The 26334-nt window shown below is 44.2% G+C and carries 25 protein-coding genes and 1 pseudogene; 24 read left to right on the forward strand and 2 right to left on the reverse strand.

Annotated elements, in window-relative coordinates:
* Positions 1-762: sigma 54-interacting transcriptional regulator (locus JL57_RS13330; protein ID WP_291300060.1), on the forward strand; the 762-nt coding region annotated here is incomplete at its 5' end.
* Here the strand turns inward: JL57_RS13330 and JL57_RS34370 are convergent.
* A pseudogene (locus JL57_RS34370) lies at positions 682-1656 on the reverse strand (IS1380 family transposase); the annotation flags it as partial. The gene JL57_RS13330 and the pseudogene JL57_RS34370 sit on opposite strands and share 81 nt — an antisense overlap.
* Positions 1657-1698: 42 nt before the next feature.
* Here JL57_RS34370 and JL57_RS34375 point away from each other — a divergent pair.
* From JL57_RS34375 to JL57_RS13430, 22 genes are all read left to right on the forward strand, one after another.
* The gene (locus tag JL57_RS34375) at positions 1699-1941 is read left to right on the forward strand and encodes an aldehyde ferredoxin oxidoreductase C-terminal domain-containing protein (RefSeq protein WP_291300064.1); all 243 of its coding nucleotides are present in this window, start codon (positions 1699-1701) and stop codon (positions 1939-1941) included.
* 356 nt (positions 1942-2297) lie between these two features.
* Entirely contained in the window at positions 2298-3074 is a 777-nt protein-coding gene (locus JL57_RS13335) for an IclR family transcriptional regulator (protein ID WP_034142540.1), read from the forward strand.
* Positions 3075-3220: 146 nt separating this feature from the next.
* Entirely contained in the window at positions 3221-4462 is a 1242-nt protein-coding gene (locus JL57_RS13340; RefSeq protein WP_034142541.1) for an ABC transporter substrate-binding protein, read from the forward strand.
* Between the two features lie 75 nt (positions 4463-4537).
* On the forward strand, positions 4538-5422 hold the full coding sequence (locus JL57_RS13345; RefSeq protein WP_034142542.1) for a branched-chain amino acid ABC transporter permease: 885 nt from the start codon (positions 4538-4540) through the stop codon (positions 5420-5422).
* Positions 5409-6446, forward strand: coding sequence for a branched-chain amino acid ABC transporter permease (locus JL57_RS13350; RefSeq protein WP_034142543.1), 1038 nt, complete (start codon positions 5409-5411; stop codon positions 6444-6446). The genes JL57_RS13345 and JL57_RS13350 overlap by 14 nt, the downstream gene beginning before the upstream one ends.
* Positions 6427-7161, forward strand: coding sequence for an ABC transporter ATP-binding protein (locus JL57_RS13355; RefSeq protein WP_034142544.1), 735 nt, complete (start codon positions 6427-6429; stop codon positions 7159-7161). Before JL57_RS13350 ends, JL57_RS13355 begins: the two co-directional genes overlap by 20 nt.
* The gene (locus JL57_RS13360; RefSeq protein ID WP_034142545.1) at positions 7145-7849 is read left to right on the forward strand and encodes an ABC transporter ATP-binding protein; all 705 of its coding nucleotides are present in this window, start codon (positions 7145-7147) and stop codon (positions 7847-7849) included. The genes JL57_RS13355 and JL57_RS13360 overlap by 17 nt, the downstream gene beginning before the upstream one ends.
* A gap of 11 nt (positions 7850-7860) precedes the next feature.
* Positions 7861-8721 carry an oxaloacetate decarboxylase gene (locus tag JL57_RS13365; protein WP_034142546.1) on the forward strand — a complete coding sequence of 287 codons (861 nt, stop codon included), beginning with the start codon at positions 7861-7863 and terminating at the stop codon, positions 8719-8721.
* A gap of 15 nt (positions 8722-8736) precedes the next feature.
* A complete protein-coding gene (locus JL57_RS13370) occupies positions 8737-10002 on the forward strand; it encodes a 3-isopropylmalate dehydratase large subunit (RefSeq protein WP_034142547.1) in 1266 nt (421 codons plus the stop codon).
* Positions 10003-10512: a 3-isopropylmalate dehydratase small subunit gene (locus JL57_RS13375; RefSeq protein WP_034142548.1), complete on the forward strand. Its 510-nt coding sequence runs from the start codon at positions 10003-10005 to the stop codon at positions 10510-10512. It begins immediately after the preceding gene.
* 12 nt (positions 10513-10524) lie between these two features.
* Positions 10525-11511: an electron transfer flavoprotein subunit alpha/FixB family protein gene (locus JL57_RS13380; protein WP_034142549.1), complete on the forward strand. Its 987-nt coding sequence runs from the start codon at positions 10525-10527 to the stop codon at positions 11509-11511.
* The gene (locus JL57_RS13385; RefSeq protein WP_034142550.1) at positions 11489-12382 is read left to right on the forward strand and encodes a hypothetical protein; all 894 of its coding nucleotides are present in this window, start codon (positions 11489-11491) and stop codon (positions 12380-12382) included. The genes JL57_RS13380 and JL57_RS13385 overlap by 23 nt, the downstream gene beginning before the upstream one ends.
* A 51-nt stretch (positions 12383-12433) precedes the next feature.
* Complete coding sequence (locus JL57_RS13390) at positions 12434-13795, forward strand: FAD-dependent oxidoreductase (RefSeq protein ID WP_045691664.1); 1362 nt, start codon at positions 12434-12436, stop codon at positions 13793-13795.
* 48 nt (positions 13796-13843) lie between these two features.
* Positions 13844-14533, forward strand: a complete 690-nt coding sequence (locus JL57_RS13395; protein ID WP_034142552.1) for an isochorismatase family protein — start codon at positions 13844-13846, stop codon at positions 14531-14533.
* Between the two features lie 11 nt (positions 14534-14544).
* Positions 14545-15924 carry a dihydroorotase family protein gene (locus tag JL57_RS13400; RefSeq protein ID WP_291300061.1) on the forward strand — a complete coding sequence of 460 codons (1380 nt, stop codon included), beginning with the start codon at positions 14545-14547 and terminating at the stop codon, positions 15922-15924.
* A gap of 38 nt (positions 15925-15962) precedes the next feature.
* The gene (locus tag JL57_RS13405; RefSeq protein ID WP_034142554.1) at positions 15963-17921 is read left to right on the forward strand and encodes an FAD-dependent oxidoreductase; all 1959 of its coding nucleotides are present in this window, start codon (positions 15963-15965) and stop codon (positions 17919-17921) included.
* An 11-nt stretch (positions 17922-17932) separates the two neighbouring features.
* Entirely contained in the window at positions 17933-18784 is an 852-nt protein-coding gene (locus tag JL57_RS13410) for a hypothetical protein (RefSeq protein WP_034142555.1), read from the forward strand.
* Positions 18785-18804: 20 nt separating this feature from the next.
* Positions 18805-20760, forward strand: a complete 1956-nt coding sequence (locus JL57_RS13415; protein ID WP_034142556.1) for a (Fe-S)-binding protein — start codon at positions 18805-18807, stop codon at positions 20758-20760.
* A gap of 79 nt (positions 20761-20839) precedes the next feature.
* The gene (locus tag JL57_RS13420; protein ID WP_291300062.1) at positions 20840-21823 is read left to right on the forward strand and encodes an MmgE/PrpD family protein; all 984 of its coding nucleotides are present in this window, start codon (positions 20840-20842) and stop codon (positions 21821-21823) included.
* The gene (locus JL57_RS34380; RefSeq protein WP_291300063.1) at positions 21823-22185 is read left to right on the forward strand and encodes a hypothetical protein; all 363 of its coding nucleotides are present in this window, start codon (positions 21823-21825) and stop codon (positions 22183-22185) included. The genes JL57_RS13420 and JL57_RS34380 overlap by 1 nt, the downstream gene beginning before the upstream one ends.
* 14 nt (positions 22186-22199) lie before the next feature.
* Positions 22200-24317, forward strand: a complete 2118-nt coding sequence (locus JL57_RS13425) for an acetate--CoA ligase family protein (RefSeq protein ID WP_034142557.1) — start codon at positions 22200-22202, stop codon at positions 24315-24317.
* Positions 24310-25260 (forward strand): IS4 family transposase, encoded by a 951-nt coding sequence (locus JL57_RS13430; RefSeq protein WP_034142558.1) that lies wholly within the window; start codon positions 24310-24312, stop codon positions 25258-25260. The genes JL57_RS13425 and JL57_RS13430 overlap by 8 nt, the downstream gene beginning before the upstream one ends.
* A 292-nt stretch (positions 25261-25552) precedes the next feature.
* Here JL57_RS13430 and JL57_RS36395 read toward each other — a convergent pair whose 3' ends face one another.
* Positions 25553-25810, reverse strand: coding sequence for a transposase (locus JL57_RS36395; protein ID WP_366557021.1), 258 nt, complete (start codon positions 25808-25810; stop codon positions 25553-25555).
* A gap of 242 nt (positions 25811-26052) precedes the next feature.
* On the opposite strand from JL57_RS36395, the gene JL57_RS13440 reads away from it, so the two are divergent.
* Positions 26053-26334 (forward strand): PrpR N-terminal domain-containing protein (locus JL57_RS13440; RefSeq protein ID WP_034142560.1); only part of this gene is annotated, 282 nt, incomplete at its 3' end.

Raw genomic sequence — 26334 nt, forward strand, 5'->3', positions numbered from 1 at the left:
TTTGTTGCCAAAACTACCTTGGATGGTATTTTAGGCAATAGCGAATTGATTCAAGAAGTTAAAAAGGACGCCTTTTTATATGGTCAGAGTGATTCTACAGTACTTATCGTAGGAGAATCCGGTACAGGGAAAGAACTTTTTGCTCAGGGAATTCATAACGTCAGTCCGAGGGCGAAACGTCCTTTTGTGGCCGTAAATTGCGCAGCTCTTCCTGAAAACTTACTCGAAAGCGAACTCTTTGGCTATGAAGAGGGTTCATTTACAGGAGCCAAAAAAGGCGGGAAACCGGGGCTCTTTGAATTGGCTCACGGAGGAACCATTTTTCTGGATGAGATCGGAGAGATGCCCTTACCATTGCAAGCCCGACTGTTGCGGGTTTTGGAAGAACATGAGGTGCTGCGCATCGGCGGGACCCGGATCCTGCCGGTCAATATCCGGGTGGTGGCGGCTACAAATAGAGACCTTTGGGAAATGGTCATCCAACAACGGTTTCGCGAGGATCTGTATTATCGGCTGAATGTGCTGAGACTGCGCCTCTCTCCATTGCGGCTGCGGAAAGAGGATATTCCCCTGCTAATCGGCAAGTTTCTTTCTGAATTACGCAGTGACTTGAAGCAGGACGAAATTCTCGCAATTTCCAGACATCCCATGAAAGATGTGCGCAGAGGGTTGGTATCGGTCGAAAAGGCTGAAACTGAGTATGGCGTGATTATAAACCATTCTTTCGCTTACTTTGTAGGCGACAGACAATGGTTCGGCTAATTCTTTCCGTTTAATCGACATCCGTCCATAATACACATTCTTTCCTTCACGTGCTTTAACACAAGTGCCGGTTTTAGCCTCAACTTGTTGTTTAGCAATATCCAGCCATTTTTCTGGAGATTCCTTACGCAGATTACGTTTGATGATATAGTCTTCCCGATTAGTAAATTTCAGGATATTATCGATGCTGTCGTTGCCTGAATCTAAACGGAATAAAAGCGGACTATCGGTGATTAACCTAGCCAGACGAATGGATTCTTCCAAGAACTCAGGCGTTCCATTTTGACAATGAGTCTTGCCGTCTCGTAATTCTCCATTTAGAGCATACCCTTCCAAACCGATATAAGCAAACATAGGCGAAAAACCGTCATATCCGTGATAGGTTCTTGATACACCCTCTTTTTTAGTTTTTGAATTATCCATACAAGACACGTCAGCATCACAAGGGATTAAATGTCGCTCCGGAAAAACAATGTTTTGCTCATTGTCCTTGATGGCTGGTAAAACTATGGGTGTAAGAGGAGCTTTAACAGTTTTTATTAATTTTACTGATTCCTCTAAAATAACCTTATCTGTGTCAGTCGTTACGCCCAGTAGTTGCAATCGTTGACGCAGTGTCGAACTGGATGGAACAGATTTCATATCCAATGATTGGCGAAAAAACAAATCTCTCCGAAATGGTTCAATATGATCGTAACAACTTTTACCTTGGCACAGCAAACCAGTATATGCGGCTACAATATCACGGTTCGATATTTCCGGGCTTATAACTTTATCTATTTTTAACTGGTTAAGCCGATCATTAATGTCTGTCTTTTTCAGTAATAAGCCAACCAGTGCTAATCCAGAGTGGGTGGTTAACATTTCATCCGATTGTTCGATAATAAACTTCATACTACACCCCCAAGGTGAATTTACGAAAAGCTGTTTTCGTTAATATATCTCTATTATACCGCGTTTTTCGCTGTATTTCACGCTTTTTATCGAGGTGAGTTCACGGGTTCAGGAAAGGTTTTTAATCTCCGCGAAGGTGCGACTAGGGAACAGGATACACTGCCGAAGCGGATGTTCAGGGAACCGCTGAACGAGGGTCGGGATGTTATCACAGTTGAAGAACTAGACTTTATGCTCGACGAATATTACAAATTAAGAGGGTGGGATAGTCAAAGACGACCGTAACCAATTAAAGGAGGAACAAGCAAGGAACTAGGTAAATCTATCCTTCCTTAATCATGCTCATAGATCAAATCTTCTTAAAATTAGGGTGCTATGCGCCTTTTTTTTGTTGGCATTTTTAATACCTGAATTATTTGATTATTTGAATATTCTGTTGACATTATGCAATTTAACTGTTATTTTATTGATAATATCATTTATCAAAAAAGTAAAATTTTTCAACAAAGGGGGGATGACTGGGGTATTTAGGCTGAGCAAGGGTGTCTTTCTCGACGTGCCAGTTATATCGCTATCGTTGCGAAATAAACCCCAAGTTGATTATTTCAATTAGAAGGACGACAACTTAAAGGGGTTATGTTATGCAAAAGAAAGGTAGTAATCCGGGAACAATACAAAGCGTTGATAAAGCATTGGATATCTTATGTTGCTTTTCCATAAACGAGCCGGAACAGGGGGTTTCGGAACTGGCGTTAAAACTTAGTATGTATAAAAGTACGATCTATCGAATTTTAAAAACGTTGGAAGAACGGGGATTTATAATACAAAACTTAGAAAATCAGAAATATCGATTGGGATTTAAGCTGTTTTATTTAGGTACCGCGGTTATTTCGAAATTGGAAGTTAGGGATGTTGCTTTACCACTAATGCAGGGGCTAAGTGATAAAACGAAAGAGACAGTTACATTAAATATTGTTGATGATGACTATCGGGTTTGCATTGAAAAAGTAGAAAGCACGGAGGCTGTACGTAATTTCGTGCAGTTGGGCGGACGTAATCCACTTTATTTAGCTGGTTCAGGAAAACTTTTGTTAGCATATTTACACGAGAGGGAAATTGAAAGGATTATCACGGGGAAAGATCTTGGCTCAACAGTACTGGGAAAGAGGATTATAGGGGATGATTTACGAGAAGAATTGGCGTTAATACGTCAACAGGGTTATGCGGTTAGTCATAGTGAACGTAATATCGGTTCTTCTTCAGTGGCTGCACCAATTCGCAATCACGAGGGAAAAGTCATAGCCGGTATTAGTATTTCCGGTCCGGAATCCCGATTTACTGTTGAACGACTCGTTATGTTAATCGCAGAGGCAGTTAATACTTCGAATCTAATATCTTATCGATTAGGGTGGAAATAATTTTTTAAGAAAAAATAGAACGTCGTTCTACTGTATGGAACGAGGTAGTCTGTTAAAAAATATAAGGAGGTGATAATCGGAACGGAAAAAAGTTGCAAACTCTGTATAGTAGTATTTAGGAGGAGAATTTAGGAGGAGGGTTAAACATGTCAAAACCAAAACGTTTAGGGGTCTCAATTTTAGCGGTGCTTCTGGCACTAAGTATTGCATTAACCGGCTGTGGTAGCAAATCTACAGAAACAAAAGCAACGGATAGTACTCAATCAACAGCAAAAGAAATTCTTATCGGAAGTATTCACCCAATGACAGGGAGTATGGCATATGAAGGAACGGCGATTACGAATGCTGAACAAATTGCAGTTGAAGCAATAAATGCCGCAGGTGGAATAAAATCATTAGGTGGCGCGAAAATTAAACTTCTTGTGGGAGATAGCCAGGGACTCCCGGACAAGGCAGCCAGTGAGGCTCAACGCTTGATTAGAGAAGGTGCTGTGGCCTTAACCGGTACGTATACTAGTAGCTCAGCTGTGACAGCGACCCAGGAGGCTGAAAAAGTTCAAGTTCCTTTCGTAATAACAGTGGCAGCGACGACGAATATCATGCAACGCGGTTTTAAATATAGTTTCCGAATACAGCCTAATGCTGATGCTTTTTGTGAAGATTTTTTAAGCTATATGAAAGCGTTGAAAACCCCGGATATTAAGACGGTTGCCCTTGTACATGAAAACTCGCTTTTTGGTACTTACTTTGCTGATTATGTTAAGAAGAACATCGATAAAGCCGGTCTTACGGTTATTGGAACTATTCCTTATGCAGCTAACACTGGAACACTAGATTCCGAAGTGACGAAGCTTAGCGGGTTAAAGCCCGATTTAGTGGTTGGCACGGGTTATTACCAGGATCAATCTTTACTTATGAAGACTATTAAAAGCCGTAATCTTAAGTTCAAGGGAATTGTAGGTATAGCAAATGGGGCCTTTAGTGATCCAAAGTTGATCAAAGATTTAGGTCAGGATGCTGAAGGAATCATGGATGTCAATTATCGTTGGAACCCTAAGAATAGCAAAACTGACCAAGTTTTAAAAAACTATCAGACAAAATTTAATGCGACTATGAGTTCACATGCAATGTATGGTTATACGGCCATTCAAGTTATTGCCGATGCTTTGGAACGGGCAAAATCTACAGATAAAGTGCAGTTGCGTGATGCTCTTGCTAGCACTAACTTTACTAACCATATTTTACCTCAGGGTGCCATTAAATTTGATGATAAAGGTGAAAATATCAACGCAGCAGCAGTTTTGCTTCAGATTCAAAACGGTAAACAAGTTATTGTTTATCCGGAACAATTCGCCCAAGCTAAGCCGATTTTCCCTACTCCAAAATAACAATTTATCAATTGAGTGGGCGGATTGCTCGCCCACTCAAATATCCAGTGATTAACCTTGAATGGAGGAAAGAAGATGACTGGTGTAGCAATTTTACAGGCAACTGTCGATGGACTTTTAATGGGCGGGGTTTATGCTGTAACTGCTGTGGGATTAACACTAATCTTTGGGGTTATGGAGATTGTTAACTTCGCGCATGGTGCACTTATGATGCTTGGAATGTATATAACTTATTGGTTGTGTACATTGTTTGGGATTAACCCTTATCTAACAATCCCGATTAGCGTTGTAGTTTTATTCTCAATAGGTTTCTTAATTCAACGATATTTATTAAATCAAATCATCAAAGCACCTCAACATAATCAATTACTGCTTACCTTGGGGATTATGCTATTTATTGAAAACTTAGCGCTTTTTCTCTGGACGCCTGATACTAGAAGTATTCAAATTCCTGGGTTAGAAAAGTCTATAATGTTGGGTGAATTAGCAATAAACAAACCCAAGTTATTTGCTTTTGTAATTGCCCTAGTCGTGACAGTAATCTTGTATATTATTCTTCGAAAAACTACCCTTGGAAGGGCGATAAGAGCAACTTCACAAGAACGTGAAGGAGCTTGTTTGGTAGGAATAAAAGTTAGGAATATTAATGCAGTAGCCTTTGGAATTGGAGCTGCCTGTGCAGGGGTTGCTGGTTCTATCATACTTCCTTTTTTCTTCGCATCGCCTACTGTCGGTGGCGTTTTCCTTCTGCGTTCCTTCGTTGTAGCTATCTTAGGTGGGTTAGGAAACTTCTGGGGTGCCTTAGTAGCAGGCCTAATCATCGGTTTGAGTGAATCTCTGAGCGGTCTGTTTCTTAGTGGTAGTTGGAATGACTTAGTCATTTACGGTATTTTTATTTTGGTACTCTTTTTACGTCCAACGGGTTTGTTTGGAGGGGGGCAGGTTAGTGGGTCACACTAAAAGTATTTTTCGGTCGAAATTTAATATGCTCTATTTTGGATTATTTTTTGGATTAATTCTTGTAGCATTACCATGGGGTTTAAATACGTATTATTTGAATCTGGTCATTATGGCTATATTTGGGGCCTATCTTTCTCAATGTTGGAATGTTATGAGTGGCTATGCAGGACAATTTTCATTTGGGCATGCGGTTTTTTTCGGTCTTGGAGCATACACTTCAACCGTGTTATTTGTAGATTTTGGCGTTTCCCCTTGGGTTGGTATGATTATTGGATCAATTGTAGCGTGCCTTGTTGGCTTGTTAATTGGTTATCTGTCGTTCAGATATCATTTAAAGGGGCATTATTTTGCACTTGCTACTTTGGCCTTTGCAGAAATATTTCGGGTAATTTTTACAAATTGGCCGTTCGTAAAAGGATCTATGGGTATACTCCTTCCCTTAACCGGAAAGCCAACTCAAATGCAGTTTGAAAATAAAGTTTATTATTATTATCTAATACTAATCATTACAGTTCTGTTAACTGGATTCCTAAAATATATCTCAAAAACTCGGTTAGGTCTCTATTTTATTGCGATTCGAGAAAATGAGGATGCTGCAGATGCTCTAGGAGTAGATATTCTGCATTACAAATTAATCGCCTTGGGAATTAGTGCGGCCTTAACAGCCCTGGCAGGTACCTTTTACGCACAGTATTTTTATTATATTGATCCCCACCTTGTTTTCGGCAGTGAGGTTTCTATAAATGCTATTATTCCAGCAATTATTGGTGGTGTCGGTACAGTATGGGGCCCCATTATTGGTTCCCTAGTGTTAATGCCGATTTCAGAACTCACTCGAACCCTGCTAGCTGATTACAGTGGAATGAATCTAATGGTCTATGGGTTAATTCTAATGATTGTAATAATTTATCTTCCAGAAGGAGTTATGGGCTTTATACAAAATCATTTTCCCACAAAAAAACATATAGATATTGAGCTGCAAACTGGAAAGGAGGATATAGAAAGTGAAACTCCTCTCAACTAGTAGTATTACGAAGAAGTTTCAGGGTTTAGTGGCTGTTAAAGAAATTGATATGTTTATAAAGAAAGGGGAAATATTCGGGCTAATTGGACCTAACGGTGCGGGCAAAACGACTCTTTTTAACATGATTTCCGGTTACTACCGTCCGGATGGCGGAAAAGTAATCTACAAAGACGAAGAAATTACTGGCCTTTCACCGCACAAAATATGTAAAAGGGGGTTGGCACGGACATTTCAGATTGTGAAACCCTTTGGCAAGCTGTCCGCTTTGGAAAATGTTATGGTTGGTGCGTATAATCGAACGGGTAGTTATGGGGAGGCAACGGATATAGCTTTGCACTATCTGGACTTTGTAGGACTTAGTCATACAAGGAATATTCCAGTTAAAGAGTTGACCATCGGAGATCAGCGACGTCTGGAAATGGCACGTGCGCTAGCAACAAGACCACAATTATTACTTTTGGATGAAGTGATGGCTGGACTGACCCCTACTGAAGTGAGTATGGTAATGGAGCTAATTTTAAAGGTAAGAGAAGATAGTGTGTCTATTTTAATGATAGAGCATATCATGGCGGCCTTAATGAAATTGTCTGATAGGATTCTGGTACTTCATCATGGCGAAATGCTGGCTGAAGGAACACCAGAAGAAATTGTACGAAATCCTAAGGTAGCAGAAGCCTACTTAGGGGAGGTGGATATGTTTGCTGACCATAAATAATATTTTCGTCGGCTATGGTGACACGGTTGTGGTCCAAGGATTGTCGATGGAAGTCCGGGGAGGCGAGCTTGTTTCTTTAGTAGGGGCTAATGGTGCGGGCAAAACGACAGTTCTCAAAACTATCTCTGGACTTGTCAAGGCAAAATCTGGTGAGTGCAGATTTATGGGGGAAAATATATCTGGTCTAGAGCCACATGAGATTGTTGCGAGGGGTTTGATTCAGGTCCCTGAGGGAAGAAAGCTCTTTCCAGGGATGACAGTCCTGGAAAATCTTGAATTAGGAGCTTATTCCAAAGAAGCCAAAAAAGATAAAAAGAAAAACCTAGAGTACGTTTTTAGTATGCTTCCAGATTTAATGTCTAAAAATCGAAATCTAGCAGGTTCATTAAGTGGTGGACAGCAACAAATGTTAGCGATTGGGCGTGGGCTTATGTCTTCACCGAAACTTCTTGTTTTGGATGAACCTTCGATTGGCTTATCTCCGCTTTTGACTAAAACGATGTTTGATATTATTGCTAAGATTAAGTTGCAAGGGGTAACTTTACTTTTAGTGGAACAGAATGTCAACCATGCCTTGGGAATGGCGGATCGAGGGTATGTAATCGAGCAAGGTCGTATTGTCATGAATGGACCCGCCAAGAATCTATTACATGATGAGCATTTAAAAAAGGCTTATTTAGGAATGTAAAGGAGTAATATATGAAAGTTGCAGCTTTGTTGCGTAAATTGCTTGAGGGGGAACAATTGATTGTCGCTCCGGGAGCGGCGGATGCGCTTGTTGCCAGGATCATTGAACAGGCAGGATTTCCGGCCCTTTATCTTACGGGTGCAGGGGTTTCTTATACTTCAGTTGGGCCTGATATCGGTTTATTAACGATGACGGAGATGGTTTCGCGCTTAACTTATATTTGCGAAGCGGTAACTATACCGGTTATTGCAGATGGTGATACCGGTTACGGGAATGCCCTTAACGTCATCCGCACTGTACAGTCCTATGAAAAAGCGGGCGCTGCTGCTATACAATTGGAGGATCAGATTATGCCCAAAAGATGTGGGCACTTGAGCGGAAAACAGCTTATTTCGAGTGAGGAAATGGTGAATAAGATCTCAGCAGCGACGGACGCGCGGAAGGACCAAGACTTTGTTATTGTTGCCAGAACAGATGCCCGTGCCGTATTGGGTCTCGAAGCAGCTATTGAACGAGCGCATCAATACGTTGAGGCCGGTGCGGATGTCATTTTTGTAGAAGCACCGGAAGGCATTGAGGAAATGGAAACAATTAATAAGCAGTTGAAGGTTCCGACCTTAGCTAACATGGTTGAAGGTGGTAAGACCCCTCTCTTAGAGAATAAACAGCTTCAGGATTTAGGGTATAAAATTGTAATTTACCCAAATTCTGCGCTTAGGGTAATGACTAAAGCAGTAAGCGATCTGATGGTAACCCTAAGAGAATCTGGTTCAACACGAAGCTCAATGAACTCGATGTTTTTGTTTGACCAAGTAAATAACATTCTGGATTTACCTAAATGGCAAGAGTTAGAGAGAAGATATTCCAAATGAATAAGGTGGGAGAATATGGGATTAACAATCGCGGAGAAAATTATTGCCAGAGCCAGTGGCCGGGAGACAGTACGTTCGGGCGAGCTGGTATGGGCCAATGTCGATATGGCTATGATGCAAGATTGCGGTGGACCAAGAAGAATAGCTTATAATCTTGAGCGCCTGGGAGTGCCGATTTGGGATCCGGACAAAGTTACGGTTGTCTCAGATCATTTTGTTCCGCCGTGCAATGAAACGGAAGCTCATATTCAGGTTGTTACGAGAGCATGGGTAAAGAAATATGGCGTTGGTAGGTTTCATGAGTTTCAAGGGATCTGTCATATTGTAGCAATCGAAAGGGGTTATGTCAGGCCCGGAATCCTAATGGTTGGAGGAGATTCTCATAGCTGTACCGGTGGAGCCATGGGTGCAATGGTGGTGGCACTTGGTTCAACGGATATGTTGGGAGTTGTAGTTACCGGGCGTACTTGGTTGCGGGTTCCGAAAACGATCAAAATTATCTGGGAAGGCAAATTACCTCTAGGGACGTATGCCAAAGATATGGTTCTTGCCAATCTTAAACAACTCGGCACTGCGGGAGCTACTTACAAGGTGCTTGAATTTACCGGGGATACAGTAGCGAATTTGCCACTTGATGAAAGAATTATTCTTACAAATATGTCAATCGAAATGGGTGCCAAGACCGGAATAATTGCGCCTGACGAAACAGTTCTCCGTTACATGGAAGGAAGGGATGTTGAGTTTAACCCTGTTTACAGTGATCAGGATGCTGAGTATAGTCAAATTCTTGTCAACCAGGCGGAAGATCTTGAACCTTTGGTTGCTTGCCCTCATAGCCCGGATAATGTTATTGCCGCGGATTTACTGAACGGGGTTTCCATTGATCAAGCTCTTATCGGTGGTTGCACCGGCGGAAAATACCATGATTTAGCGACAGCAGCAACCATTCTTAAAGGTAAGAAAATTGCGACGGGTACGAGATTATTAGTCGCTCCGGCATCCCAGCAAGTTTTACAGCGAGCCTTAGCCGATGGAGTCCTGGAAACTCTGTTAAACGCCGGAGCAACTTTGTTGCCAAGTGCCTGCGGACCATGTGGGGGACTGAGCATGGGCTTGTTAGGTGATGGCGAACGCTGCATTTCTTCGACAAATCGCAACTTCCGCGGACGGATGGGAAGCAGTAATTCGGAAGTCTACCTAGGGTCAGCTGCTACTGTGGCTGCGTCTGCTGTGACAGGTCGCATTACTGATCCTAGAAATTTCCACAGGGAGCTGAGATAGATGGAGATAATTAGCGGTCATGTATGGAAGTTTGGAGACGATATTAATACGGATGTGATTGCTCCTGGGAAATATCTAAAATTGTCAAATGGTGAAATGGCTAATCATGTTTTTGAAGGGATAGATCCGGAATTGTCTGGAAAAATAAAACCCGGTGATATTGTGGTCGGAGGCGCAAATTTTGGTTCCGGGTCGAGCCGGGAGAGCGCCCCGGCAGCAATCAAATATGCAGGGGTAAGTGCTGTCGTGGCTGTATTTTTTGCCCGCATATTTTTCCGGAATGCTATTAATTTAGGGCTACCCGTACTGGAATGCCCTGAGGCCAATCAGATCCAGCAGGGTGACAAATTAAAAATCGATATGATAAATGGGAGTATCAGAAACCTTACCCAAGGTCAAGTTTACCAAGCAAGCTGGTTACCTGATCACATTCAGGAGTTGATTAAAGTAGGCGGTTTAGTTCCGCACCTGGAACAAGAATTGGCTAAGAAAAGTAGCGCTAATGGGTAAGGAGGCGGGACAATGCAGATCTGGGTTGTGTTAGAAGGGGATGACCACGGTTTGCGCGAGAGTTCACGTGAGATTCTCACCGCAGCCGGGACTGTTACCGGAGGGGTGCTTGCAGTTGCCATCCTACTTGCACCGAATAAGGAAGATTTAGTCAAAGAAATAATGGAATTTGGCCCGCAAACGATTTATCTTACCGATGAGTGGCCACAAAGTGCTACTGGAGAGGATTTCGCTGAATTTTTAGGTGAGTTAATTGAACGCGAAAGCCCTGGATTAGTATTAGCAGCAGAAACCCTATTTGGGAGGGGACTTTTAACTAAGACCGCTCTGCGATACCGAATGCCTTTTTTTCCCGATTGCATTAGTATTTCGCTTGGGCAGGAAAGTTTGCTCTTTGAGCACCTTTGTTACGGGGAACGTCTAAGCGCTTTTCTTACATCCGCACCGAAGCGACCGGTTTTAGCAACATGGCGTGTAGGGTTGGTCAATGTCAAGAAGCGTTCAGGTCTTAATAGCAATGTTCAAAAGCTGCACACACCCAGCCAACGTTCAAATCTAATTCGATTTCTTGAAGAGATAAAGGCAGATCCGAGGACGGTGGACCTGAGTGAAGCTGAAGTTATCGTGGCTGGCGGGGGAGGCATGGGTTCAGCCGCAGGATTTCAACTAATCTATGAACTGGCTGAACTCATTGGGGCTGCTGTCGGTGGCTCCAAATTGGCCCGGGACAACGGTTGGATTCCCCTGACGCGGCAAATTGGCCAAACCGGAAAACTTGTTGCACCCAGCGTGATTATCTCCTGTGGAATCTCTGGCGCAACCCAGCATACGTTCGGTATGCGTGACGCTAAGAAAATAATTGCGATTAATAAGGATAAGAATGCTCCTATTTTTAAGATTGCCGATGCCGGAATAGTTGGCGATGTGCAAGAGGTACTGCCGGAGTTAATTAAGCGGATATGGGAGGGCAAGGAAAATGCCAAGCCGATGGGAGCATAAAATGGACATTGCGGTGCCAATCAGTTACTGGCCGCATCGGGCAGGCCCTCTCGCTGTTGAAGGTGGTCAGCTCTCAACCAAGGAGGAGACTGTTTACGATGTAGGTAGTTTTGACCTTTTTGCTCTGGAAGAGGCTCTCGCGTGGAGAGACCGCTGGGGAGCTAAGGTCACGGTTGTGCTGGTCGGACATAAGGCGCAGGAGGAAGGCTTGCGTGCAGGTTTAAGTCTGGGAGCTGATGATGCGGTGCGTCTGTGGGATGAGGGGCTGGAAGGTTTCTTCCCTACACCCTCAATCGTAACCGCCCGTATACTTGCTGCTTGGATTGAAAAACTCGGATTCCAGTTGGTGCTGTGCGGGGATAAATCGAGTGCAAGCGCATCAGGATTGGTGGGGAACTATTTGGCACATTTTTTAGCTAGGCCCGTCCTTTCAAGGGTCGTTCAAATAGAGAAGCTCGCGGAGACAAACCTGAAAGTAACCTGTAGGGGAGAAAGAGGCAGTAGGCGGATGTGCGAATGTCCCTTGCCCGCGGTGCTGTCTCTGGGTAGAGGCTCAGAGCCGCGATATCCTACGCTTCCAGCACGGTTGGCTGCCCAGCAGGCAGAAATACCAGTTTTTAACTTGGCTGAACTTCAGGTTGAGCCAGCGGAAATTGATACGTTGGCTTCCTATGTGCGTACAGTGCACCTCGCACTGGCACGCCCTAAGCCGAAGAAAATCTTTACACCGGACAGTTCGATGTCAGCTTCAGACAGAATGAAAATGATTCTTTCCGGCGGGGTTAAGAGAAAAAAGGGTAATTTGGCCGAAGGCAGCCAAGGTGGGGCTGCTCAAATCTACGATTTACTTCGTAAAGAAGGGCTAATATAAGACAAGAAATCTGCAATACAATGCGCGGGTTGGAATATTGGAGGGAAGTTAATGAATTGGGATGCGGAGGTTGATATTGCGGTAGTGGGTGCCGGTGGCTGCGGTTTGGTAGCTGCTTTGGCCGCATCAGAGTTGGGAGCCGAGGTAGTAATCCTGGAAAAGACGGAACATGTATTGGGCAATACTGCCAGTAGTGCTGGGATGATCCAAGCTGCTGGCACTAGCTTTCAACGTAAGGCGGGAATTGATGATTCTCCGGAACAAATGGCGGAGGATATCTTTAAGAAAAATGGATATGAGAGTGACCCTGAATTAACCCTCGAAGTTTGCCGCGCCTCTGGTCCAATGGTGGAATGGATGGTAGACAAGCTAGAGATCGAACTATCCCTTTTCACGGAATTTAAATATCCGGGCCACTCCCATTACCGAATGCATGCGCCCAAATCGAGAGGCGGACTGGATCTGATCAACCAACTGCGGCGTGAAGTGGCCAAGCGTGAGGATATCTACCTAATGCTCGAATCACCGGTGACCAGGCTGTTAACGGGGGATAATGGAGAAGTTACAGGAGTAGAAACCAGTACACCTAATGGTATCCAAAGGATTAGAGCAAAAAAAGTCATTTTAGCTTGTAATGGTTTTGGTGGCAAAAAAGAGATGGTGCAGCAATTTATTCCTGAAATGGAAGATATCTTGTATTTTGGTTATGAAGCTAACACAGGGAACGCAATCAAGTGGGGGATAGAGCTGGGAGCGCAATTGGAGAATATGAGTTGTTTTCAGGGTCATGCCTCGGTGGCTTCCAGTCACGGAATACTGGTTACCTGGGGAGGAATCATGAACGGAGGCTTCCTGGTAAACCAATTGGGTGAGAGGTTTGGAGATGAAAGTGAGGGCTATTCTGAGTATGCCCTGGAGGTGATGAAGCAGCCAGGTAGGATTGCCTTCTACATCATGGATGAAGAGATACACCAAAGTCTATTGACTATTGAGGATTATAAAAATCTCGCCCAGTTAAACGGGTTAAAGATAGCAGATACGCCTGAGGGGCTGGCGCAAAAATTGGGCTTGCCTGAAGCCGGTCTGGCCGCTTCCATAGTGCAATTCAACCAGGCTGTTCAGGACGGTCATGACTCCTTCGGTAGGACTTGGTTTCCCAAAAAGCTGATACCTCCGTTCTACGGTGTCAAGGTAGAGCCGGCATTATTCCATACCCAGGGAGGCTTAAAGATCAACGTAAATGCCGAGGTGTTAAGCACTGCTGGAGTGCCAATCCCCAATTTATATGCAGGGGGAGGAGCAGCAGTAGGAGTATCAGGCCGTAAGCCCAAAGGATATATGTCGGGCAACGGGTTGTTGGCAGCACTGGGGTTTGGCTTCATCGCGGGCCGACATGCGGCCGAACATATCTAATGTAAAATGACGATTAACTTAAAAAAGTTTTCGAAGGGGGAAATTATAATGGCAAGGATTTGGGAAGACCTTCTTACTGATGTTGACAGGTTGGTCATAGAAAAGGGTGGTTACGGCAAAAGCCGGGGTTTGGGCAAAAAGCCCCTTTTGATGATCATTGATGTGCAGCCAAATTATGTGGGTGAAGATGTGCCGATCGACGAACAACTTGACCGTTGGCCTTCAGGAGGGGGAGCCTTAGCCTGGGAGGCAATTCGGAATATTCAGCGTCTGCGTGAGATTGCCAGGAATTCTGGGGTGCCAGTTTTTTATTCGCGCAATGTCCAGAAAAAGACAATGTCCTTTGATGGGTTTGCCACAAAGACCAACCGAGACCAGACCAAATATCTTGAAGGGCGTCCGGAAACTCAGATTGTACCGGAATTAGCCCCTGCTGACAACGAGTTGGTCATCGATAAAGCTTATGCCAGTGTCTTCTATGGAACCCCTTTACAAAGTTACCTTGTTAAATTAGGGATCGACACGCTGATAATTGTCGGTGGTTCGACAAGTGGCTGTTGCCGAGCCACGGCAGTAGACGCAGTAACTCGTAATTATAATGTAGCGATGATTGAAGATTGTGTTTATGATCGAGTGCAACTTTCTCATAAAGCTGCTTTGCTGGATCTTTGGATGAAATATTCTGATGTAGTCGATAGTGAGCAGATCATTGACTATTTCCAAAATCTGAATAAGTAGAGGAGGGAGAAATGATGATGGAACTACTGATTAAAGGAGCGCAGGTCGTCTTTTCGGATGGAGTTACCACAGCGGATATTGGTGTAAAGGAAGGGAAAATTGCGGGCATTTACGCCCCAGGCTTAAGCCCGCAAGCGAATCGGGTGCTTGATGCGACGGGTTTGTTCATTTTTCCTGGGGTCATTGACCCTCATATGCATCTTGGAATTTATAATGATATGGCGTCGGATTTTAAAGAAGATACAAAGGCGGCAGCACTCGGCGGTATTACTACCATTGTAAATTATTACCGAGGAAAAGAATCCTATCAAGAAAGCGTTCCTAAGCTGATTGAAGTAGGTGATAAGAATAGTTTAGTCGACTTTGCTTTTAGCTTGGGACTTTTGACGAAGCAACACGTGGCTGAAGTTGAGGGGTATGCCCGTGAGCTGGGAATAACATCCTACAAATTTTATCGTAATTATCAGGATGATGTTAAAAAGATTTTCGGGTCTGAAGATCCTTTGACGTTGGATTCGGCGGACATGATGTTTATTCTGCGTAATTTCGCTGAGATCTCCCCTAAGTTGAATTTGTGCGTACATTGTGAGGAAATGGATTTGCAACGGCAAGTAGCGGCAAGGGTTAAGGCTGAAGAAAGTCAGGATAGTTTAGCTTATTTTGCTCGCACCAGCCCTGATTATGCCGAAACGATATCAGTTATGGGGGCACTCTACCTTAATAAAATTGTCCATGGTAACCTGTATATCGTCCATATGAGTGCCGGTTCTAGTGTCGATTTTATTGCCGGTGCTCCAGAATTAATCAATCAAGGTGTGACAGTAGAAACTTGTCCACACTACTTAGTGTTGACTGAGGAATCTCCTTGCAACCTTTTGGCGAAGGTTAACCCTCCCATTCATACAGCGCAAGACGCAGAGAAATTATGGGAAGGGATACGAAACGGACTCATTACGACACTTGGTTCTGATAACTGTCCGAGTAATTTAGCTAAGAAATATAGTAAAGGTAAGGACGTTTGGGGAATACTACCGGGTTTTCCGGGTGCAGGAGTTATTTTGCCGGTGTTGATTAGTGAAGGTTATCATAAACGGGGGATTCCCCTCGAAACCTTAGCCCGGTTGTCCAGTGGAAACACGGCTAAAGCCTTGAATCTTAGCCAAAAGGGAGTAATTCAGGTTGGTGCCGATGCTGATTTTGCGATAGTAGACCTAAATTGGGAACGTAAAGTAACTCCCGAGGTCTTTGGGAGTTGTGATTATTCTGTTTATGAAGGTATGACATTTAAGGGTTGGCCGCGTTTTACAATTAGTCGGGGTGAGGTTATAGCAGAAAATGGTAAGATTACAGCTGAATCCGGACGTGGACAATATTTAAAGCGCAGTCTGTAACAATTTGTTGAGTATTCAGGAGGAAAAGAGGATTAACAATGTCAAACGATTTACCGAACCTATTTAGATCATTGAGTATAGGGCCGGTGGTTATTAGTAATCGCATTGCAAGTTCGGCCCATGTCACTAATTTTTGCTTAGATGGTTTCCCGACAGAGCGACATGCTTATTATCTGGCGGAAAAAGCTAAAGGTGGAATAGGGCTTATTATTATGGAAGCAATGTACGTGCATTCTTCCAGTCATGCTCGACTGACAGGGATCGCCGGATATGATCCGGCGATTGTCCCGGCTTTAAAAAAGGTTGTCACAATGGTTCATGAACAGGGTAGCAAAATCTTTGTCCAGCTCTTACATATGGGCCGGCAAATGAGTAGTCTCGAAAGCCGTCAACCGATTCTGGCTCCCTCCGCTATCCCCTGTTTAAGTAAGAAGGAAATTCCCCATGCCATGACAGAGCGGGAAATCAAAGAAATCATTCAGGCCTACGGTGCAAGTGCCAGGTTGGCTCGGGAGGCAGGGTTTGACGGAGTCGAAATTCACGGCGCACATGGTTACCTTATTCAACAGTTTATGTCACTCCACTCTAACAAGCGTACGGATCAATGGGGGGGAAGTCTAGAAAATCGACTACGCTTTGCCCAAGCGGTCATTGATCAGGTGCGGGAGGCTTGTGGCACTGAAATGGCTGTAGGTATGCGGATTAGCGGGGATGAATTCACGGACGGGGGATTAACCCTTGATGATATGCAAGAGATTTCTTCGTTCTTGGCCAGTAAGGGAAAACTAGATTTTCTAAATGTTAGTCAATGTAACTATGACGGTCTAAGCTTTGCAACGATGATTCCTGATATGCACTTTCCTTTTGGGGCCTTTGTATATTTGTCTGCAGGGATTAAAAGTGTTGTGACAGACATTCCGGTATTTACTGTAGGCCGTATCGTAGACCCTACCCATGCTGAGCAGATCCTAAAGGATCATCAGGCAGATGTTGTGTGCATGACTAGGGCAACTCTGTGTGATCCTGAGATGCCCAATAAAGCAAAAGAAGGCCGCCTCGAGGAAATCAGAAACTGCGTTGGGTGTAACCAGGGCTGTGTAGGAATGATGCACCGTGGATTTGCCATCACCTGTACCCAAAACCCGACCGTAGGCTTAGAAGCTGAACTAGGTGAAGGAACACTAACTCCCGCCACAAAGAAAAAACGAGTACTCATCATCGGCGGCGGTCCGGCCGGTATGGAGGCTGCCAGAATAGCTGCTTTACGCGGCCACCGTGTAACTCTCTGGGAAAAGCAAACAGCCTTAGGCGGAAACATTTTGTTGGCTTCAGCCATCCCTTCCCGTCAAGAGCTTAGCGGTATCACGCGTTATTTAAGTCAAGAACTGGAGAGATTGGGTGTAGAAATTTCCGATAATACCGAGGCTACTGTTGATCTAATAATGAAGGAGAGTCCAGATGCCGTTATTATCGCAACAGGTTCTCAACCACTACGGCCTGATTTTGCGGGTGCTCAGCAAAACGTTGTAGTAGTAGAGGATGTCGTAATAGGCAAAGTCTCTGTAGGAAATCGAGTCGTTCTATTAGATGATGACGGGCATTATCGGGCAACCAGTGTTGCCGAATTCTTAGCCGAACAGGACAAAGAGGTTCATATTGTCACTCCTCGTACATCTGAAGGATCGGATATTGTACAAATTAGTTGGATTACCCAGCATAGTAGACTCCGTTCGCTTGGTATCAAGATCACAACCGGAAGTGCGGTTAAAGAGACTCAAGGAAGTACAGTCATAATCGAAGATCTCTATAGTGGTGAAGAAGAGGAATTAGTTAATATAGATACAGTTGTGATTGCGGGGATGAGGACGGCACAAGATGAACTTTTTGTAAGCTTGCAGAAGGTTTTTCCGGAAATTTACCTGATTGGAGATGCAGAAGCACCTCGCTCGATTCTAGAAGCTATTCGAGAGGGACATTTAACCGCACGGAAACTATAGGGGGAGAGAATGTGGAAACACGTATTCAAGTTACGTTAACAGTTTCCGAGGCAAAAAGGATCATTGCCAAAGGGGTAGCCACCTTGCCAGAAGTACAACAAGCCCTGAGTGAAGGTAAGGTTTTACTAAAAGGCGGCACAACAGTATCCGCAATAGGAGAGGAACTAATCGGCCAGCCGTTGAAAATATCTGGTCGGGTTTCTCCCCGGGGTACCCGCGCTGCCCTTAATAGTACAGTTCAAGGGCATGTTCTTTTGTTAACCTCTGGGAGTTTTCAAGTTGTGGAAGACAGTTTAAAGGAAATCATTCCTACCCTAGGGCGGCAGGATATTATTATCATAGGTGCTAACGCGTTGGATCCTTATGGAAATGCTGCTATGTGTATGGGCGGTGTCTTTGGAGGACCCGCCGGAGAGGTCTTGGCCGGAGTTCTTGGCTGTGGGGCCAGAATCATTATCCCTGTAGGGTTAGAAAAGCTTATTCCCGGGCCAATCTCCGAAGCGGTAATGGCAGCAGGGCGGAACACGATGCGACTGTCCCGGGGAATGGCTGTTGGTATGCTTCCCCTCATTGGCCAGATTGTAACTGAAAGAGATGCTCTGGCCTTGCTAGCCAATGTTTCATGCACAGTGATCGCCAAAGGGGGGATTGATGGAGCGGAAGGTGCGACGACAATGGTCGTAAGCGGTTCTGAAGCGGAGGTAGCGAAAGCAGCTTCAGTCATTGATCAAATTAGGGGTTGCACGGTAAGCGGTCTCCCCGAAAGCTTGGCAGAATGCAAACCGGGTGGAGAGAGTTGTAAGAATCATAAGGGATGCCTTTATAAAGCTGGGAAAAGCGGATTTGAGCTATCCAGTATTTAACGATAAAGGGGGAAATGATAGTGCCGAGTAGGGAAGTTTATTGGAATATCACAAATCATAATATGATGTACCTACTCTTGATAACGGTTCTTGTCGTTTTCCTTTTCCGCATGGGACGGTATATGTCAGTCTTGCTAAACGGCAAGAAAAACCCGGTGTCCTTGGCAGGTGGAGCCAAAAGCTTGGCTTGTTTATGGCGGGAGGGATTATCACAAAGGCGAATCCGGCGTGATCCTCTGGCAGGATTAATGCATCTTTTTCTCTTCTGGGGATTCGTTGTTCTATTTATAGGTACTTTAGTCGTGGCCTTGCAAGCGGATTTTAATATTCACGTTTTAGTTGGACAGTTTTATCTTTGGTTTTCCTTGGTCTTGGATCTTGCAGGCCTTTTTGCCCTGTTAGGGGTGGTAGGCCTAGTTTATCGACGCCTGATTATACGCCCACCCGGATTGAAGGGGATTACAGAAGACTGGATATTATTGATCGGGATTGCCCTCATTTTAATTAGCGGTTTTGTTGTCGAGGGATTGCGTCAAGTTGCAAACAATGATCCATGGGCTTTGTGGTCACCTGTTGGCTGGTTGTTTTTTAGGTTTTTTTCTCTGTTTAGGGTTGATTTAACGTTTGCTCATAGGGTGTTGTGGTGGAGCCATCTTAGTTTGAGCATGATGTTTATTGCCTACATACCGTTTAGTAAGGCTAGACACTTGCTTTTTGCTCCTTTTAATATTTTTTTTTCGGCGAATCGTCGAATCGGTGATCTCCTTCCTTTGGAGGTTAATAAGCTGGATAATAGTTTTGGAGCCAGCAAGGCTAATACTTTTACGCGTAAACATATTCTAGAAACATTTTCCTGTACCCATTGTGGCCGGTGTGAATTGGGCTGCCCAGCTTTTCTGACAGATAAACCTCTTTCTCCCAAGGGGTTAAATAGTAAGCTTACAGATTTTTTAGGTAGGAAAAGTGAAGGTGAGCAGGTTGTTACTTCTGCGTGGACATTAGCACCTGAAGCAATATGGGCCTGTACAACTTGTGGCTATTGTGAGAGTGAATGTCCTGTCATAATTAATCAGGTGGGCCGTATTGTGGAAATGCGTCGAAGTCTAGTGCTAGAACATGGGGAAGTCCCAGTCGAGATGAGGCCGATTATGCGGAATATCGAGAAACAAGGAAATCCTTGGGGTGAATGGTGGGGATATCGAGGAGAATGGGCCAAATCTTTAGGGGTTCCACTTCTTAAAGATATAGGAAAAGCAGATATTCTCTACTGGGTAGGTTGTCTGGGCTCCTTTGATGAGCGTTCTAGAGAAATATCCGTGGCAGTGATTAAATCGCTCAAAGCTTTGCTGGTAGATTTTGCTATTCTTGGTAAAGAAGAACGCTGCTGCGGAGACGCGGTTAGGCGTATCGGAGAAGAATATCTTTTCCAAAAGTTAGCTAGGGAGAACATAGCTACTATTGAAAAGTATAGCATAAAGAAGATAATTACAAATTGCCCTCATTGTTTTAATGTACTGAAAAATGAGTATAGCTCAGCCATGGGTGCCAGTTTTGAAGTACAGCATTATAGTGAGTTTCTGGCGGAACGCCTTCAAAAAGGTGCTGCAGAACTAGTGGGAAATGTAAACAAATCGGTAACCTATCACGATTCCTGTTACCTGGGGCGTTACAACGGAATCTATGAAGCACCCCGCCAGGTGCTTGCCGGTATCCCCGGGTTGCAATTAGTCGAGATAGAGCGGAACCTGGAAAAAAGCTTTTGTTGTGGTGCCGGTGGCGGGCATATGTGGATGGATGAGGGGACCGGCGATAGGATTAATCAGGTGCGCTCTCAACAAGCGTTGGAGACAGGAGTCAAAACTATTGTAACATCTTGCCCCTTCTGCTTAACAATGTTGGAAGATGGCTCTAGGTCCGTGGAGGGTGCTGTTGAGGTGGTCGATCTTGCGGAGTTAGTTGCGAAAGTAATTAGTTAAGTTATTGATTAATTAACGTTAACAAAAGGGCCAAACTTCTACAAAAAGACAAAATCTTTAAAGTGGAAGGAGGAGCGAAATGCATATTTGGGAGCCAATTTGTGAGTTCATTATTAGGACAAAGTATGATAAATTACCCGCGTACGTAATAAATCAAGCTATGCTTACTTTATTAGACACCTTAGGAGCAATGTTGGCTGGTAGCAAGGTTATGCCTATTCCCAATATGGTGGAATCTTGTTATAAAGGTGGGACTGATCCTGTAACAATTGCGGGATACTCGGTCTTAATGGAACCGAATTCGGCTGCCTTGATTAACGGTACTTCTGCGGTCGCCTTAGAGATAGATGAGGGGAATCAGTTTGCTAAGGGTCATCCTGCTTTCCACGTTGTTCCAGCTGCTCTTGCTTGGGCTGAACATATAGGGGCGAGTGGCAAACAGCTATTGGAGAGCCTGGTGGTCGGCTACGAGCTAGCCGCCCGTATTGACGCATCGACAACCCTTCATGACGAGGTGCATCCCCATGGAACTTGGGGGACGATAGGGGCAGCTGTAGCGGTTGCCAAACTAAGGGGTTTATCTCTTCAAGAAGTATCCCGTACTATTCATTTAGCAGCTGCGATGAGTATCGCTTCAGCATGGTCAACTGCATTATCGGGTGGGACTATCCGAAATGTTTATACTGGGCTAAGTAATCATTTAGGTATGTTGGCTGTTGATTTAGCTAGAGCGGGAGTTAACACTGGTGATGGAATAGTTGAAAGTGTTTTTGGTTCTATTCTTGGCACCGACTTTAACCCACATTTACTCATTAGAGACTTGGGGACTAGTTACTATATAACAAGTAATTATTTTAAAATGTATGCATGCTGTCGGTATAATCACGCCGCAATTGATGCTCTTCAAGGTATTCTCGCCGAACAACCAGTTACTGATGACCAAATCGAGAAGTTAGAAGTAGAAACCTATAGTGCTGCTGCTCGGTTAAAAAACCAGCGGCCACAAAATATGCTGGCAGCAAAATTCTCCATTCCTTTCGCTCTGGCAACGTATCGTATATAGTGAATGGAAACGCCAGAGTAGACGCGTTTTCTGAGGATGCATTAGCTAATGAACGCATCTTGAATTTAGCACAAAAAGTTTATGTATCTGAAAACCCGTCTTTATCAGCAATGTCGCCGGGTAAACGACCTGCACAAGTTACTCTTTATTTACAGGATGGGCGTAGGTTATCGGAAACGGTATTTTCCTCCCAAGGTAATTTTGATAAACCATATCCGTTAAGTTTAGTCATTGATAAATTTAGGCAGTTGGCGGGAGAAGTTGTTGGATCGAATGTTGCTGATGAGTTAATAGACTTGTGTCTAAACCTTGAGGAAGTGGACAATATCGCATCACTGTCGGCTTTGCTAAGACCGAATTAAAGGAGATGAATCCAATGAATTATTTCATGGAACCAACAGGTGTGGCCATCATCGGGGCTAGCGAGGATTTTGCTACAATTAACGGGAAAATCTTAAAATACATATTAAAACACAACTATCAAGGGCAGATTTATCCGGTAAATCCCAAGTACCAGGAGATTGCTGGGCAGACTTGTTATTCTTCGGTAGGGGCTATTCCAGAACGAGTGGATTTAGCATTAATTGCCGTTGCTGCTGCCCGAGTCCCCGCGATCTTAAGAGATTGCGGGGCCAAAGGAATCAAACGGGCGATTATCTTTTCATCCGGCTTTGCAGAAACGGGTGCAGAGGGCAAACTAATTCAGGAAGAAATCATTAAAATAGCGAAGAACTGCAATATGCGTCTAATCGGCCCAAACTGTTTGGGTATGCTCAATGTATCCGTTGGGTTAATCGCCTCATTTAGCGCTTCGATGGAAACAGACAGCATTAAAGCGGGGACTGTGGCTTTAGTTTCTCAAAGCGGAGCTGTCGGCTTTATGTTATTTAACCTACTGCAAGAAGCCGGAGTTGGCGTCAATTTTGTTGTCACTACTGGGAATGAAGCGGATATGACAGCCGGAGAAGGTTTAGAGTATGTTGTGGAAAACCCGAATACCAAAGTGGTGCTTACGTATCTTGAAGGTTTACGGGACGGGGAAACCTTCCGGAAGACCGCTGAAAGGGCAGCAGAATTAGGTAAGCCAATCATTGCTTTAAAAGTGGGTAACTCTGCCAGTGGACAAAAAGCGGCTTCCACCCATACTGCAGCGCTAACAGGCTCGGGTGCTGCCTATAAAAGCTATTTTGATAAAATGGGTATCCTTCAGGCCAGTGACAGTGATGAAGTCATTGACTTGGCCCAAGCTTTTGTTCCAGGAAAACTTCCCCGTGGAACAAGAGTAGGGATTGTCACCATGTCAGGTGGGGTTGGAATCTTACTCGCAGACCGATCCGAGGAACTTGGTTTGCAGGTGCCGGAATTAAGCGAAGAGTTGCAAGTGGAAGTTCGGAAAGTGATTCCTGCCTTTGGGTGCGCTCAAAATCCGATTGATGTCACGGCCCAATCCTTAAACCAAGGAGAAGAGTTTAAGCAATGTTTGAAACTGCTTTTGGCCTCTGACGAACTTGACATGCTGATTGTGGCGATAACGATGGCGACGGGCGAAATGGCCAAGAAGATCGGACGTGACATTGCGGAAGCCGCTTTAGATACGGAGAAGCCATTGGTTGTAAGCTGGAGTGTGGGGCAAGTGGCCAAACCTGGCTTTGATGTCTTAACAGAGGCTGGAGTTCCCTTATACCATTCTCCGGCTCGGGCAGCGAAAGCGCTCGGGGCATTATATCGCTATGCCACTTTTAGGCGAGGGTGGAGTGTGCCAGAAGCCGTTGAAATCAAGGAAGAGCGGAGAGCTAAAGTCCAGGCGACCCTCAGAGAAAGTAGCATAGCATTAAGCGAGCACGCTACCAAGGGAATCTTAGAGCTCTACGGTTTACCAGTAACCAAGGAATATTTGGCGGAGAGTGCCGATAAGGCCGTGCAAATAGCCGAGGAAATGGGCTACCCCATCGTGATGAAAATAGACTCCCCAGATATATTGCATAAAACTGAAGCGGGTGGCGTCGCCCTTGATATTCAGTCGGCAGAGCAAGTTAAAGCCAAATTTATAGAGATGCTGGAAAAGGGAAAAACTTATAATCCACAAGCCAAGATCAATGGTATCCTAATGCAAGAACAAGTACACCAAGGGGTAGAAATCATTATCGGCCTGCAAAGGGATCCTGTGTTAGGCTCTCAGATAATGTTTGGTTTAGGAGGTATTTTTGTTGAGGTCCTGAAAGATGTAGTCTTGAAACCTGTGCCCATAAGCAGAGCAGAAGCTCACAAAATGCTCCAGGACATTAAAGGGGCTGCTCTTTTGAACGGTGTCAGAGGAAGACAGGCAGTCGATCAAGAAACCTTGGTAGAAATACTATTAGGTGTGAGTCAGTTAGCCGTTGAAGCAGGAGATACCCTCTTAAGCTTGGATATTAATCCAGTTATGGTTTTGGAACAGGGAAGAGGAGCCAAGATTTTAGATGGGGTGTTGGTAGGAACTACACTAGTTGAGTGATCATAAAGGTTGCAGTGCCGAAGGCAACCATATTACCTGCATCATCCTTAATTTCACCTTGTCTAAGAAAATCAACGAATCCATCGCGGCGGCAAGCGAAAGTAAAGGGGAAGCCAAAGCGATTTATCGTCTGGTCAAAAACAATAAAGTTACAGAAGAAGTCGTATTGAATGCACACCGAAAAGCGACGATCCAACAAATGAAAGAGAGTGGCGAACAAATCATCTTATCGATTCAAGACACCACGACGCTCAACTATTCGTCGCACACGAAAACAGAAGGATTGGGCGACTTTGGCGCTAGTGCAGATTGTAAAGGATTAATTGTGCATTCTGCACTCGCCGTAACAACCCAAGGGATCGCGATTGGACTCTTGGATCAGAAAATATGGACGCGGGATCCTGCGGAACGCGGCAAACGTAAAGAGAAACGCCAAAAGCCGATTGAGGAAAAAGAAAGCTATAAATGGCTGGAAAGTATGGACAAAAGCCAGTTGGGCATCCCGAAAGAGCTCCGCCTGGTTCATGTTGGCGATCGAGAAGCGGATGTCTATGAGTTTTACGATCATGCTATCTCCAATGATCAGGACTTTCTAGTACGCGTGGTACAAAACAGAAAGACAACGGAAGCCTGCAAGCTGTTTGACAAAGTAAAAAATGAGCCGTCAGCGGGTGAAATCATCGTTGAAATTCCTAGGGATACTCGGAGGAACGTGCCCAAGAGAACGACTACACTCGAAATTAAATATTGCCGTGTAAATGTACTCGAACCTGTCAACACACCCAAAGAATTTCGCAAAAACGCAAGCGTGGCCTTGTCTATCCTGTATGTTCAAGAAATCAATCCTCCAAAAGGAATGGAACCCATCGAATGGTATTTGGCCACAAGCATGGACATCGCCAACGTGGATGAAGCCATGGAACTGGTGAGATATGGGCTTTAAGAGGTTGTTACAAAATAACGAAAAATATTAAACTGGCGAACAGACGTACTGCAATTCTGACGTTTTAGTAGCTTCAGAACCCCTCGCGGAATGTGTCTTAGTGAAGAAATTGAGATGTTGACAAAGACTTCCCTGAAAATGGGTATATAAACCCCTTGGTTCCACAATGTGGTTTTAGGCAACAATTACCAACAACGATTTTGCTATCTTTATGCTGTTCGAAGAAGTACTGCCTTACGGTCCAACGCCGCAATCATCAGGTTCAAGAAACCTTTCATCTTCTCTGCTTGACTTAAAAAGGCTTGAAAAGTTCATTTATCGTAACGTCGCTAATACTCAAAAGTGTGCAAAACCGACTTAGAGCTTCGTGACTTGGTACTTTAGTGCCTGTGATACAGAGAAAATTACGATAGTCCTGATGCTTGGCTTTTGACAACTCTTTGCACATTTGACGAAATGAGATAAATTCCGGTCGAGTGAAGAAAAGAATATGCATCCGAAACAAAATAACTGCGTCCCAAGGTTTACGCCCACGTGGATCAGTCCTCATCAAAACCAAGTGTGCTATAATAGAGGGGGAGAATATGTCTATTTGAATCAAGTTTTAAACCTCTTTCTTGTGTGTTAATTTGGCTTGTCACCTTATTTTACCGCACAATGGGGAGAGGTGTAATTGTTTTTTACCAGAACTGATGTTTGGAACGTTTAGGTTTTATGTAACAACCTCTATGAGACGGGTTAAAATGGCAGATGTGTAATATCAAAATATATAAGCTATTTTGAGGAAAGGGGGTGCCGGAGATAAAACCGACTATTGCAGTGATAAGTTACCGAGAATTAACTTCCTTGATCCAACAAATTCAATATAAACCTCCTGAGCCTGTTCGCATTCTGATTATCGATGCTTTGCTGGAAGAGGCTCTTAGTAAAGCGAAAAAAATGGAAGAGAACGGGGAAGCGGATGTTTTTCTGTCTGCAGGGGGAAATGCCAAGCTTTTGTCTCAGAATTTGACAAGTTCTTTTGTGGAAATCAAAGTAACGGGGTTTGATATTCTTTCTGCCTTAAAAAAAGCA

The sequence above is a fragment of the Desulfosporosinus sp. BICA1-9 genome (genome assembly GCF_000802135.1).

Coding starts and splice junctions, on each gene's coding strand:
- JL57_RS13335 (WP_034142540.1), top strand. CDS start 2,298: ATGCAAAAGAAAGGTAGTAATCCGGGAACAATACAAAGCGTTGATAAA.
- JL57_RS13340 (WP_034142541.1), top strand. CDS start 3,221: ATGTCAAAACCAAAACGTTTAGGGGTCTCAATTTTAGCGGTGCTTCTG.
- JL57_RS13345 (WP_034142542.1), top strand. CDS start 4,538: ATGACTGGTGTAGCAATTTTACAGGCAACTGTCGATGGACTTTTAATG.
- JL57_RS13365 (WP_034142546.1), top strand. CDS start 7,861: ATGAAAGTTGCAGCTTTGTTGCGTAAATTGCTTGAGGGGGAACAATTG.
- JL57_RS13370 (WP_034142547.1), top strand. CDS start 8,737: ATGGGATTAACAATCGCGGAGAAAATTATTGCCAGAGCCAGTGGCCGG.
- JL57_RS13375 (WP_034142548.1), top strand. CDS start 10,003: ATGGAGATAATTAGCGGTCATGTATGGAAGTTTGGAGACGATATTAAT.
- JL57_RS13380 (WP_034142549.1), top strand. CDS start 10,525: ATGCAGATCTGGGTTGTGTTAGAAGGGGATGACCACGGTTTGCGCGAG.
- JL57_RS13385 (WP_034142550.1), top strand. CDS start 11,489: ATGCCAAGCCGATGGGAGCATAAAATGGACATTGCGGTGCCAATCAGT.
- JL57_RS13390 (WP_045691664.1), top strand. CDS start 12,434: ATGAATTGGGATGCGGAGGTTGATATTGCGGTAGTGGGTGCCGGTGGC.
- JL57_RS13395 (WP_034142552.1), top strand. CDS start 13,844: ATGGCAAGGATTTGGGAAGACCTTCTTACTGATGTTGACAGGTTGGTC.
- JL57_RS13400 (WP_291300061.1), top strand. CDS start 14,545: ATGATGATGGAACTACTGATTAAAGGAGCGCAGGTCGTCTTTTCGGAT.
- JL57_RS13405 (WP_034142554.1), top strand. CDS start 15,963: ATGTCAAACGATTTACCGAACCTATTTAGATCATTGAGTATAGGGCCG.
- JL57_RS13420 (WP_291300062.1), top strand. CDS start 20,840: ATGCATATTTGGGAGCCAATTTGTGAGTTCATTATTAGGACAAAGTAT.
- JL57_RS13425 (WP_034142557.1), top strand. CDS start 22,200: ATGAATTATTTCATGGAACCAACAGGTGTGGCCATCATCGGGGCTAGC.
- JL57_RS36395 (WP_366557021.1), bottom strand. CDS start 25,810: ATGAGGACTGATCCACGTGGGCGTAAACCTTGGGACGCAGTTATTTTG.